The organism is Cohnella hashimotonis (genome assembly GCF_030014955.1).
GTDB classification, from domain to species: Bacteria; Bacillota; Bacilli; order Paenibacillales; family Paenibacillaceae; genus Cohnella; species Cohnella hashimotonis.
This window is the reverse complement of sequence record NZ_JAGRPV010000001.1, coordinates 1,080,565-1,093,645: the sequence shown is the minus strand read 5'-3', so window position 1 is coordinate 1,093,645 and position 13,081 is coordinate 1,080,565. Positions and strand designations below refer to the sequence as shown.

General features: G+C 54.6%; 9 protein-coding genes. 2 read left to right on the top strand and 7 right to left on the bottom strand.

Annotated features, from left to right (window positions below):
• Nucleotides 1-210: 210 nt before the first annotated feature.
• The 7 genes from KB449_RS04235 to KB449_RS04205 all read right to left on the bottom strand — a co-directional run bounded on the left by KB449_RS04235 (nt 211) and on the right by KB449_RS04205 (nt 7,080).
• A complete protein-coding gene (locus tag KB449_RS04235; protein WP_282907173.1) occupies nt 211-2,010 on the bottom strand; it encodes an ABC transporter ATP-binding protein in 1,800 nt (599 codons plus the stop codon).
• Complete coding sequence (locus tag KB449_RS04230) at nt 2,007-3,212, bottom strand: nucleotidyltransferase domain-containing protein (protein WP_282907172.1); 1,206 nt, start codon at nt 3,210-3,212, stop codon at nt 2,007-2,009. Before KB449_RS04230 ends, KB449_RS04235 begins: the two co-directional genes overlap by 4 nt.
• A complete protein-coding gene (locus tag KB449_RS04225) occupies nt 3,209-3,685 on the bottom strand; it encodes a lasso peptide biosynthesis B2 protein (protein WP_434082484.1) in 477 nt (158 codons plus the stop codon). Before KB449_RS04225 ends, KB449_RS04230 begins: the two co-directional genes overlap by 4 nt.
• Nucleotides 3,672-3,989, bottom strand: a complete 318-nt coding sequence (locus KB449_RS04220; protein WP_282907171.1) for a lasso peptide biosynthesis PqqD family chaperone — start codon at nt 3,987-3,989, stop codon at nt 3,672-3,674. Before KB449_RS04220 ends, KB449_RS04225 begins: the two co-directional genes overlap by 14 nt.
• A complete protein-coding gene (locus KB449_RS04215) occupies nt 3,986-4,936 on the bottom strand; it encodes a phosphoenolpyruvate carboxykinase (ATP) (RefSeq protein WP_282907170.1) in 951 nt (316 codons plus the stop codon). The genes KB449_RS04220 and KB449_RS04215 overlap by 4 nt, the downstream gene beginning before the upstream one ends.
• Nucleotides 4,937-5,012: 76 nt before the next feature.
• Nucleotides 5,013-5,135: a paeninodin family lasso peptide gene (locus KB449_RS04210; protein WP_110468933.1), complete on the bottom strand. Its 123-nt coding sequence runs from the start codon at nt 5,133-5,135 to the stop codon at nt 5,013-5,015.
• Nucleotides 5,095-7,080, bottom strand: coding sequence for an asparagine synthase-related protein (locus KB449_RS04205; protein ID WP_282907169.1), 1,986 nt, complete (start codon nt 7,078-7,080; stop codon nt 5,095-5,097). The genes KB449_RS04210 and KB449_RS04205 overlap by 41 nt, the downstream gene beginning before the upstream one ends.
• Nucleotides 7,081-7,356: 276 nt before the next feature.
• On the opposite strand from KB449_RS04205, the gene KB449_RS04200 reads away from it, so the two are divergent.
• Both KB449_RS04200 and KB449_RS04195 read left to right on the top strand, forming a co-directional pair.
• Nucleotides 7,357-10,179 carry a hypothetical protein gene (locus KB449_RS04200; RefSeq protein ID WP_282907168.1) on the top strand — a complete coding sequence of 941 codons (2,823 nt, stop codon included), beginning with the start codon at nt 7,357-7,359 and terminating at the stop codon, nt 10,177-10,179.
• A 98-nt stretch (nt 10,180-10,277) separates the two neighbouring features.
• Nucleotides 10,278-12,944, top strand: a complete 2,667-nt coding sequence (locus KB449_RS04195) for a glycosyl hydrolase family 28-related protein (RefSeq protein WP_282907167.1) — start codon at nt 10,278-10,280, stop codon at nt 12,942-12,944.
• Nucleotides 12,945-13,081: the final 137 nt, after the last annotated feature.

Sequence of the window (13,081 nt, the reverse complement as noted above, 5' to 3'; positions counted from 1 at the left end):
AAACGGCGTTGCGGCAAAAAATCGGCGATATACCTGCAATTTTCTCTTAAGCGCTTCCAACGATACGGTTCGGCAACCTCTCGCGTTTGTCGAAAAAAGAAGCCGGGCTCGGCTTCAAAAACGAGAAAAAACGGAACAAGCGAATGGACTCGCGTTGTTCCGTTGATTCGTTGCATATTCTTATAGAAACATGCCGCGTATTTACGCGCTTTAACCCGAAGCGGCCAAGGTCTGGTTTTCCAGAAGACTGCCGAATAGTCCCCTTTTCTCGGCGGCCAGCTCGGAAAACGAGCCGGATTGTACGACTTCGCCTTGATCCAGAACGATAACTTGATTCGCGCCTCTAATCGTGGACAAGCGATGAGCGATGACGACAAGCGTCATACGGCCTCTCAGCTTCTCCAGCGCCTCCTGGATTTTTAATTCGTTTTCCGAATCAAGCGCGCTTGTCGCCTCATCCAAAATAAGGATGGAAGGTTTTCGGAGAATCGCCCTGGCCAGGACGAGCCGCTGTCTCTCTCCGCCCGATAAGCGTACGCCGCGGTCTCCAATAAATGTATCCAGCCCTTGCGGAAGCTTGCGTACGAAATCCGCGGACGCAGAAAATTCCAGACACTCCCAAAGTTCATTTTCCGAGGCATCCTGCTTGACCAGCAAGAGATTGTTGCGAATCGTATCGTTAAACAAAAACGGATCCTGCGGAACGTATCCAACCGATTGTCTGAACGCGTGCAATCGCTCCCGGGTTAACGGGATTCCGTCGATGGCGATGCTTCCCCGTTCGGGCGTCGTCAATCCCATGAGCAAATCGATAAGCGTGCTCTTGCCCGCGCCGGAACGCCCTACGACGGCCGTCATGCCCAGCGCCGGAATGGACAGGTCTATATTGCGCAGGGCATAACGAGGCTGCGTGACATCGTAACGATAGTATACGGATCGGCACGCCAGCGCTTGACGGATCGCCATGCCTTCGGACTTTATCTCGTCCCCGAAGGACAACTCCGCCGCGGCCCTGCAATCGGCTTGAATGCCCAGCACGGACCGTAAAGACGGCAAATAGGAAGCGATCTGTTCGAGATTGGATTGAATGCCGGTAAAACGCGGCCATAGACGGGAGAAGATAAGGACGATCAAAATCAGTTGTTCGAGCCGGGTATGGAGCATATGCACGAATACGAACAAAAATAGCGCGATTAGAATGGCGGAGACGGCCTGGTAGGCGGATTGCGATTTGCTTCTGAGCTTTAAAAACGCGTATTGCTCTTCGTGAATTTCAGCGCTAACCGACTCTAACCAGGATAGTCGCGATCGCTCCAGCGCATTCGTCTTGATCTCCCTGATCCCGCTAAGCTGATCGGAGATGCCCGCCAGATATTGTCTCGCCAGATCGGACGACCGGTTGCCGAGTGTTTTCGCTTTACGCAGCGTACGACGCATGAAAAATGCCAAAACGGCCCCGCAAATCAGCACGATTAACGTAATGACCGGCGACAGCCAGAACGCCAGGCCGATCTGGATGATGGTAAAGATAACGGAAGCGAGCAATTGAAGCGATAGCGTGATGCCTCCGTTTACGCGAGCCAGCTCTCCGGTTAGCGCATTGATGAGATCGGATTTGCGCATGCGGATGAAATACTCCCAGTTTGCCTGCAAAATGCCGCGATACGTATCGCTGCGCAGCCGAAATTCAAACTTTTGATTCATTCTGGCATTTTGCAGAGAGACCCTTTGTTTGAGCAGCGCTTGCGTAAGCACGATAAAAACGAATAATCCGAGCACGACCGGAAGCTGCCAGGCGGATGGAAGGCCGCTGATCGGAGCGAGCCAGGCCGATATCGGCGATGAAGCTGCGTCTATGCCGGAGATGCCGCCCATGCCAAGCATCGGGATGAGCAGTATCAGCCCGATTCCCTCCAACATGCTGACCGCAATCATGCCCAGCACGTTCCAGTAAAGCCCGCGCCCCGCAAATGCACGCAGCTGCATCAAAAAAAACAGTGCGGATCTCATAGGAGTTTAGATTCACCGCCTTTGACAAGAGAAGGTTTGCCCGTTCTGTCCAGCTTTCTCCATATCCATAGCACGGGACGCAACGGAAAATACAAAAAGTGGAACGATGCAGGCAACGGGAGCGTTTTGGCATCCATAGGATAGGGATAGAGCAGGCTGAGCAAATATAGAAGCTTTTGTCTCCGCGGCTTAATGGCAAACAAATACCGCTCGTATGTCCGTACGCGCTCGGGCGGCGCATTTTCCAGCGATTCCCGAATAAACAGGAGCACTTGCGGAATTCGCTCGCCTGCCCGCTTTAATCTTGTAAAGCTCTCCAGTTCCTTGGGAACGGGCGTATGAAAAAATCGAGAGGCAAGTATAAGCGCCTGCCCGACCAAATGTCCGGTCCCGTACCGCGCCGATAACCGCGCGCATGAGGACCAATCGAGCTCGCGACGGGCCAGAACGTCTATGTCGCAGAGCCAGCGGAGCCGGAACCAGCCGTGGCGCGCGCCATGATGAATCAAATACAAAAATTGATCTTCCGGACCCAGATAGGCGACTTGGCCGCTGCCGAACGAATGCTCGCGCCTGCGCGACCATAAATCGTCAAAGCCCGGCTCTCTTCCCGGTCCCGGCGCCAGACGCCAATGGATCTCGATCTGTAAGGAATGAGAGGGATGAATGAAGGAAACATGGTGATGTCTCCATTTCCAGCCGTTCAGCACGTTCGGCAGCTGCTCTCTCTCGCATTCATATCCCAGCTCCGCCAATAAGGACCTTGCCTTATCAAGTTTTGCGGCAGGAATGAGGATGTCCAGATCCTTGGAGGTTCTTTTCGAGAGATCCCCGTACAGATCCTGCGCAAGCAACGGCCCTTTGAGCACAAGAGAACGGATGCCGCCCGATGCCAGGCAAGCCGAAATTCTGCTCATCTCTGCAGCCAGCGAAAGCATCTTGAATCGGTTGTACCGACTTTCCGTATCCAGCTCGGCCTTCACGTAGTCGGGAATTTCAGTCGTTTTTTTGTTGAGGTACGCCGACAATACGGGATATACCCGATGGTTTTTGGCAAGCTTCAAAAAACGGGGCCAATCCACCGAAGCGAATGGATCGTCATCCATCGACGCTTCCGCTGCGCTCCGGCGCAGCAAGTCCTGCAATAGCGCCATCTCGTCGCAAAAGAAGCCAACATTTTCGTCTCTAACGATTGCCGTCATTGCGATCCCTCATGTTCCGCTGGAATGATATGCCGGGCAAATTTGCCGACGACCGTGAACCCCCGCATCTCTGTAGCCCCGGTCACGTACAGGTTTCCGCACCGAAGCCAGGCATGAGCGATCATACGCCCGTCCTTGTCCTTGGCCGTACCTAAGTACAACGTACTCTCGACGCCTCTTCGCTTAAGCATTTTCATTGCCGCGATCGCGCGGACCAAACATCTCGTATCTAGCGGAGTCAGCCTTCCGGCTCTGCGAATGGCGGAGGAGACGCGGGAAGCGAGTTCTCGGTTGCCTGGTTCCGTTTCAAGGGAAGTTTCCGACATAGGTTGCCCTAGTAAACGCGCATATTTATGGAAGGGGAGTAGGATTAGAAACCGTGCCCATGAAAGATAGGCCAGAGCCTCCAAGAACATTCGTCTGTCTTGGCTGTCCGCGGAAGCGATGCGCGTCACCCATCTAAGCGCGCTCATCCGGCCCTCCTGCGGCCGATACCGTAATTAATTGCTGCTCGGAGAGCTGCGCCAGAAAAGACCGGACATGCGCCTCGCAAGTCTCCCGCTCGACCGCATACTCGGCTGTCAATTGATCGACAAGCGCTTCGACGGTCGTTACGTTCCCGATCAGTTCCCAGACTCGCCCGCCGATTTCGCCAAGATTAAAATATTTGCCGAGTTGAACGTTCAGCATCACTTTTTCTCCGTCCATATCGCTGACAATATTGCCTGGCGTCTGCCGAATCGTAGCCTGTTGCGGAATCGCCGTTTCAATCGTCATGGTGACCAGCCTTCCTTTGATAAAATATGAAGCATACGCTTCACCAAGTCCGGTGCGGTAAAGCCCGCGTCAGGACGTTCCAGCCTAAAAATGTCGATACGGGCGGCCAATTCGGCCGTCTTGCGAAAATGCCAATCCGTCAACCCCAACCGATCCAGCCAAAATTGCCGGTACGTATGACGTCGCAGGAGAGACAGCCTATCCAGCTTGACCACAGGAACAAGCGACGGCTCTTTCTGATCGGACTTTACGAGCTCGAAGATGCCGGCGAGCGGAATCGGCTGCGAATGATAGCCCGCTTTAAGCGGTACGGCAAATTTGGTCTCGCGCTTAAAGATCGGACGGAGCGATTCATTCGAAATGCCGAAGCCGTCCAGACTTTGCTGCCATAGTTTCTGCTGCGGATAAGAAGGGATGACCAGCGGTCTGGCATACCCGCCGGAAAAATCGAGCGCGATAACGTCATCGCTAATGAGCGGGAAACCCGCCTGAAGAAACGCTGCAGCCAACGTCGACTTTCCTGCACCCGAATCGCCCACGATACCGTAGGCCTGTCCGTCAATCGCCACCGCGCTGCCGTGAAGCGGCAGGAGTCCCCGCTGCATTAATGCCGCGCCCATGCACGAACCGAGAATGAACAAGCGCAGCTCGTCTTCGTCTGCGGTTTCCTCCGGGCATACGGCAATATGCCGTCCATCTTTGATATCGTAGATCGCCGTTCCCGGCACTCGGAACATAACCCGGCCCGGCGCTGCGTACGAGCTGCGCCCCGGCTGCGACAGCGCTGACCACGATTCGGTGAGATCAGCCAGTTCGACGATTATGCCTTGCGACTCGGCATATCCTTCATGCCCTTCGCATTTCGGTAATTCGGGAAACGCGATATCGCTCAGCATCGTGCATCCGAAAGCCTTGTAAGCCTGCTTTTTTAACGTGCTTGTCGCCATCCGCTTCACTCCAGGGGGATTTTTCATCGCAAAGGCCCTCATACGTTTGCGTATAAGGGCCCTTGCTGAGGATGCATTAGCTGTGGTGCTGAGTCGCTTCGTCCGGATCAAGGGAGTCCGGAATCGTTACGCCAGGGCCGGCGAACGTCAGTTTTACCTCAAGCACTTCCAGCGAAGGCTTCGTCCATTCTTTGTTCATGTAAATCACCTCCTTTCAAGCGGTTAACGAATCTGAATAAGACGAGACTGCGCATGAGCAGCGTAAGATCGGCTTCGTAGATGGCAGCAGGTCCGGGTATGTCCTTGTATTTTGATGCCGCAGCGCGGACGACCGGCATATGCAGCCACTCGGCCATCGTGTCGTTCCGGCACATCTCCTCGATTTCCTTGACGAATTGCGGCCATGAAGGCGCGAGTCGCGCGATGCCGTCGGCGCCTTGAATTCCTCTCGTTTTGCCGTTTAACCGCACTTCGTCGGGAAGCAAACCCTCCGTAGCCCTCCGTATTAAAGCTCTGTCCATTCCGTCCCTCACATATTGATCGAGCGGCACGGACAGACAGAATCGGACGACTCTCAGATCGTTGGTAGGATCCCGATACCAGACGCCGTGCCGCAGCGACAACTTTGTACCGCTAGTGCCGCTGTTCGTCCAATGATGAACCTGCTCGAATTGATCGCGCCGTGCGGAGATCATGTCGGGCAGTCGCTTACCGGACAAGTCGATGCCCGCTTCCGTCAATTTCGCGAAAATGCCGGTCCGCGCCGCAAGCTCCGGCGCGATCAATCCGGTCAGCGCGCTTCTCTCGTCCGCAGGGATCTTCGCGGGAAACAACCTGTCCTTCATAAAGCCCAGCACTCTTCGGCGGCCGATGCCTTTAAACCGGCTGTACTGATAAATTTCTCTGTAAAGCTTCACGAACCTGAGCCGTTTGAGCAGTAAAGCGTAATATTCCAGCGCGGGTCCGAACGATACGGTGAAATTGCCGCGCGCGCCGTTAAGCAGGACGCCGACGCCATCCTTTGCCGCTTGCTCGAAAATATTTCCGAACCAATAGGAGTTTTCGATAAATTTATAGGGCATCTCCATCGTGTCGAGCCATTCGTCCATCTCGGTAAGGGGGCTTCGATCTTCGAATCGTAAATAGTTCTCACGAATATTGCCTACGTGCGCCACCGTCGCAGAGATCATGGGACGCTCGTCGGCAACCCGGCTTTTGGACGTCCAGGCCCCTCCGGACTCCAGCGGTATCGCGCTGTATGTATGCAAGACCTTATTTCTTCGCCGCAATTCTCTTGCTGCCAGACCTACGACCGTGCCCGAGTCGAGGCCACCGCTCAAGAAGGAACCCGCTTCCTTATAGGTCCGCAATCGACTGGCGACCGCTTTTCCAAATACCTCTAAAAAAGCCTCGTGGTATTCTCCGTCGGAGGAGAGCTTTAACGTACCGGCATGTTCGAACGTGCCGTACCTTTTCACTCGCAAGTTCCCGGCCCGCATCGTAAAGGTATGGGACGGAGGCAACTGTTTGACGCGCCCGAATACGGTCGAGGCAGCATCGATGGTCTCCAGTCGGCTGGGGCTGGCCAGGTATTCCGCGATCCAGGTTTCATTCAGCTTGTCGCCGACGCCGTCCAGCGGCAGCAAAGGAGCGATGGTCGTGCAAAAGGCGAAACGAGCGCCGTTATCGTTATAATAGAGGGTTCTGTTGCCAGTGAAATCTCTTGCCCCGAAGAGCGTCTCCTCGGATTCGTCCCAAATGGCGAAGGCGAAGTCCCCGATTAAATGCCGGGGCATGTCTTCTCCCCATTTCGTATAGGCTAGCAAAAGCAAGCGAGCGTCGGGCAGTTCGGCAAGTTCGGCAGGCGGAACGCCTAATTGATTCGCCAATTCCTCACGATTGTCGAGAATCGCATCGGCCGTAATGGCAAGTCCGCGTTGGCCGTCATACCAGGGGAGAATTTCCCCGATCGATTCCGGCGTCACCCACTGGGCATGGCAGCCGAGAAACAGCCTTCCGCTGCTCCACATTCGAACGTCGTCCGCGGGATATCGGGAGAGGGAACCCATGAGCGATATCCCTTCGTCATAAGGGCTCCTCGTATCCGCGCTTCCGTAATTAAATATGCCTGCTATTGCGCTCATCCAAGCTCCCCCTCCGATCCCATTCGTATCGTCTCGTTCGGTTTTTGATACTATCTGTATCGTTTGTGGTTTTAATTTAACTTACATGCCAACATGTGTCAACCACTTTTTTAAAATGCGAATCAGATCCCCTTCTCGATTTTTTCGCCTATATATGATACATTGTGTATCAATAAACCTATAGACCCGTTAGGCAGGTGTTGAGCTTTGCTCGTCATTTTATTTAAAAGGTACCGTCGTTTGCGTTCGCTATGGACAGGTGCCGCTGTACTAGGATTGTTATTGCTGCTTGGGGCGATCGGTTATGAATGGTCAGGTTTTGCGGAGCCTCGAACTTCGGCGGCGGTCGACCAAGCAAGCCCGAACGAAAAAACGATGAATCGGCCCTATGTCGATTGGAAACAGCAAGAAATACCGTTCGGCGTTTCCTCGATCGACCGCGCGCCCTGGCGCTCATACATGGACACCTGGGATGGCAGCCGTTTCCTCGACACGCTTGGCGTAGTCCTGAACGGCGTGAGTCCGCAAGAAGCGGACGCGACGGCCCAGCTGCTCTCCGAAGCCGGAATCGGTTCCGCTCGAATCGAAATCGGCTGGGGCAATGTTTCTTTCGATAATGAAAACGTGCTGAGCGAGCCGCAGGGCAGCCGATTCGTTTCTATCGTCTCTGCGCTCAAGAAGCACGGCATCCGGCCGATTGTCCTGTTGAATGCCAATGCAGGCAATCCCGTTCCCGGCAAAACGCTAAAGCTTCATTTAAAGAAAAGCGCTTCCAAAGGAGACAAGGCCATCTACGTAGACAACGTTTCAGGCATCGTCCCCCAGTATACCGGCTTAAGCGGTCAAGCTTATCAGACCATGTACCCGGTCATTACGGCCGTCGACGCCAAGACAGGCAAATTGACGCTGTCGGCCCCCCTATCAAAAGACTTGAAGGCAGGCATGCTCAATCTTACTCGACTGAAATACCGCCCGCTTTCCGGGACGAAATTCGCCGACGGAAAGGACAACCCCGCAGCCCAGCAAACCCTGAACGGCTGGAACGTATACTTGAACACGGTCACGAAGATGCTTATGGACGCTTTAGGTACGCAAAACAATCCGGCGGACAAGGGATTCGATCTCGAAGTGTGGAATGAAATGACGTTCGGAAGCCAATTTCTCGATATCGGCAATTACTACGACCCGAAGCTGCAATTTTCTCAATACCCCGTGTATACGCTAGGCAACCGCAAAGCCTCAGGTGGCGAAGTCCTGCTGCCGATGACCATCGCTTTTGCCAAACAAAAAAAGCTCGCCGGCGTGCGCGTTATCAGCGGCTTCTCGAACCAGCGGCCGTGGGAAAATGGAGCGGAGCTCTTTGCCGGAGAGGCCGGCTTCAGCAGACATTACTATACGGGCTATAACGGACCGCAATCGTCATTCGCGCACAATGCGCAGACCGATAACAAAAAGTACATCTCCGCGAATGGGCAAATCAATCCGGGTAGCAAAGATTACCTCCCCGCTCATACGTATGCCATGCCCGAATATTGGTTCTACGCCTACCATACCGAATACATCGTCAGAGACCTGCAGCCCTTCCCCGGGCCCTTCAGCCCGCATGGACGCTATTCGAATTCCGGAGACGGCCGGCAGGCAGAGGTATGGATGACCGAAACCAACTGGTGGCGAAGCCCGTTCTCGGAAAAGATCGCTTCGCAAGCGGGCGTAAGCAAAAACGACAACCGTCTTCGATCGCTCATGCAGCAAATCGGCGCCAAGTCCACGCTCCGGCTCTTCACCTTCTACAGCCACAAAGGCGTGCAAACCGTAGAGCTTTATTCCGCGAAAGGCGGAGATCTCAACTATGGACTTATTAACGACGCCTTCTTTGAAGAGTTGAGCAGAAACGGCTACAAGCTGACCGAAAAAGCGCGAAATCTTGCAGGTCCTCAAATAGACGCTCTTGCCAGAGTAACCAAGGTCATGAGATCGGGGCAGCTTATCGACAATCCCAGGTCTATCGAAGTGTCGCGCATCGTCGAAAAGAATCCGCAAGTCGCCCTTCCCGGCAACGGTACGGCCGATCATCCGGACACGAACAACATGGACGATCTCGCTATTTTGCCCTATCAGTTGAATGCCAATCGGTTTGCGATCGGGTACTACGTCGTAACGAGGGATTTGACGAAGGAATGGCAAAAAGACAAGTCCGTCCTCGACCCGCTCCGATACGCCATGCCCAATCAGAAATTTGAGATTACGTTAAACAATGTGAACGGTCAGGGGGTAACGGCATATTCATACGATCCTATCTCCGATCAGCGGATTCCTGCGCTTATTCTGGAGAGCACGCCCCGTTCCTTGACGGTCGAGGTAAGCAGCTCGGATTACCCCCGCTTTTTAATGATTGAAGAAAACAAGTCAAATCCAAGCCCGCTTATCAGCGATGTCCGCCTGGAGAAAAAGGATTCCGGCGCCAATTTGACCTTTAGTTCCAATCGGTCGGGCACCGCAAAAATCCGATGGGGCCCCTATCCGATACGAAGCGGAGGAACGTTCACGCTCAGCCGATACGAGAATATATCTTCGCCAACGCCCGCTTCGGTCGTCTCGGTTCCGATGATAACAAGCAAAAAAGCGCAATTGGGCAAGGGCGTATGGGTGTTCAAAGGCAAGATTCAACCGGAGTACGCTGAAGAGTATACATTCCTGATCGATATGAACCCTTGCAAGTTCTCGTTGATGATAGACAGCAAATATGTAATTAACGGCTGCGGTACGACCAACAATAAGTCCGGTTCGATTCGCCTTGCCGCCGGTCAATCTTACGATTTTGTGTTTACCGTCGAAAACAACCAGAACAAGCCTTTCGACTATACGTTATATTGGGCAAGCGACAGTCAGGTCAAAGAACCCGTGACCGTCGTCGACGGAGACGATAATATCGCTGAATTGCTCGTGAATGAGGGCGCCCCGGCAAGTATCTTTTTACCCGATTTCCATGTCGGAGACGGCGTCAGCATCGAATTGCAGGGTGACGCGGATTCCGTTCAAACGCGATATCCCGCTTGGAATTACGATGTTCAAGGCGTACTCTGGCCGCAAGCCGGTTAATCATGCGTACAAGCGCCGTCGCTCGAACTCCCGACCCGAATAACATAGAGTAGCCGCTATTATGGCCAATCTAAGTATCGGGAGAGGTGAAGACCGCCATGGAAGGCTATCTGAACGTCAAAGATTACGGCGCCGCAGGCAACGGCACGAACGACGACACGCGAGCGATTGCGAATGCGATTGCAGCAGCCAACGCCTCGAATACGGGTTCGACGCCTAAAACGGCGGGGATCTTGTTCCCTCCCGGCCGCTACAGGCTGGGAACGAGCTTGGAATTTCCCAAGAGCCTGTCCGTCCTGATGACCGATCAGGCTATACTTGAACCCGATCCGGGCGTGACCGTCTCTATGCTCAGTCAAATCTCCGCGGGGCTTTATCCGATATTCGGAGGAGAAGGTCAAATTGCCGGACCGATGGACGTCCCGGAGGTTTATCCCCAGTGGTTTGGCGCATCGGGCAGCAGGAACAGCGTTATGGGCGCAATCGGTAAAAACGCCAATCTATTAAAGCTTCAAAGCAAGCTCGATTTCCGCAATGGAGAATATGTGTCGATTCCGGATGCGGCACCCTGTCGCGCAGCGGCACCAACGAAGTTACAAGCAGCCATCAAAGGAATGACCGGAAAAACCGCATACAGCTACGCTGTTGTAGCGTTGGACGACACGGGCGGCATATCGGCGCCTGCGACGCTAACCGTAAACAACGCGCCGGCCGCCATAACGCCGTTGAACGCCGTCGTCTTGAGCTGGGCGCCGGCAACTAATGCCGCAGCTTATGCCATTTACGGAAGAACCGCCGCCTCCGCCAAGCTGCTCGCACGCGTCCAGAATACGACATGGACCGACAGCGGCGCGGGGATTCGCAGCGATGCGCCGGCAATTCCTGCGCTGCTGCCGGCACCCGGCTCGTTCGTAGCCCGGATCGTCGCAGGCGGCGGCACGACGGAGCTGACGTTGGCCGCTTCCTCTCCGATTGCGGTAAACAAGTTCATTGAGCACGACGATACGATTCCAATCAAACGCGCGTTGGCCGCTTCGGGAGCCCTGGGCAAGCTTGCATTCCCCTCCGGTTATTACCCGGTGTGGGACACGCTCGCAGTCCAGACTGCCGCTCTTTCGGGCAACGGTACCGTCAATCTGCTGTTTAAACCGTATGCGCCGTACGATCTGAAGCCTTGCCTGGAAATCTCGGGCGCCAATACCGTCTTATCCGGCATCAGCGTAGGCAGCGGCCGGGAGACCTACTCCTTGAATACGCCGACCTGGGCGGATCCTTCCTTGTTCGGCGGACAACATTACGATATGTTCGTATCCGGCAGCAGCGGTATTCGCATAACCGGCTCCGCCAGGCCGTCGTTCCATGAAGTCCGTACAAGTTCGCTCAAAGCCGGCGTACTGCTCGATAACGACGTCGGGCACGTATACTTCTACAATTGTATGCTGAGCGGGCTCGTCGGCGTCTACTGTTCGCGCAATACCGGGGATTACTATTTTGAAAGCTGCGATATCACGGGCGTGTTCAGCGGATTGATGCTCGGCGTCAAGTCGGTCTCCAATCACAGCGGCGGCTTCGGCGCCCAGCTCCATCGCGTTCATATGGGATTTTCTCCTTATTCGGTCTATCAGGTCATAGACGATACAGACTTGTATGCCTCGGTCAACTCGGTGTTAGGTCTAAGCTGTATATTTAATACCGTGCAGCATGAACAGGTCGGAGAAGCGGCCATCAAGCTGCTGCCCAAATCCGAGTCGAATATCATCGTCACCGGCGGATTCGGACTTAGCTGGAGCGCTTACCAGTACTCGAATCCAAGGCAGGGATGGCAGTTCGCGCTGCCCGACAGCTTGCTCCCTGCCGCCCAACGTCAGCAATATGCCGTTTGGCTCGGAACGCTGGGCAACAGCGATATCCCTCGCGGCCACGTAACCGGCAATCTTTACTCATCGCCGGCTCCCGGTGCCTTGGGGGCGGCCAGAATCGAAAAGCTCGCGACGACTTCCGACCTCGAAGGACTCTCGCTGGACTACTCTACGATCGTTTCCAAAGAACCTTATGTTGAACGGTCGCTTAGCGCGGCAACGTTGCTCCGGGACCGGACGCTGCGCGCCTTTAATCCTGTCGTTCGCGGCAACCTGCTGCAAAATCCGGAGTCGCCCTCTTCTTACAAAGTCGTTGGAGGTACGCTGACGGTTTCTGCAGCTTCGCCGGTTCCGCCACCCGGCATATTTCGCGAAGAGCTGGGTCCCGTTCCCGCGATTCTGCAATTCTCGCCTGCGGCCAATGCAGCCCTGTGCCAGCTGCAAATCAATCTGGCAACCGCATCTTATCCGTCGTCTTCCATTCCGCTGTCGCTTAGCTTGTGGGCTTATTCGACTTCCCAGAGCGGCGTCAATGTCCGCTTGAACGCAACCGGCCCTGCCAGCACAGCCGCCGCGATCGACAGACGCGCCTATTACAGTCAAACTGTCTATCCTCGTGGTTCCTGGTCCAAAATAACGGGCATCGACAATACGCCGACGGATCAAGCCGTAATCTATTCACAGGTATCGCTCGAGCTCCCCCGCGACCGCCCTACCTATTTTGCCGGCCTGATGCTTTCCGAAGGACCGTTAGCCGCCTTTTCGCCGCGCTACCATATCGCCGCCGATGACGATGTCGAGCTTGTACGGCCAGGAGACGGCATCATTCTTACGTCTCCTGGCGGCAAGCGCTTTCGGCTGACGGTTAACGATCAAGGTCAGATAAGCATTCAACCGTTGACTTAAACGTCCAAACGATTGAACAGGCCCTTACCCGCAATCGGCGTAAGGGCCATTCCTTGGGGAAATGTATATCAATCCGATACACTACGTATACTGTTTATAAAAGCGCTTAACTTAACTTAATGTGACGTTTCGTATCA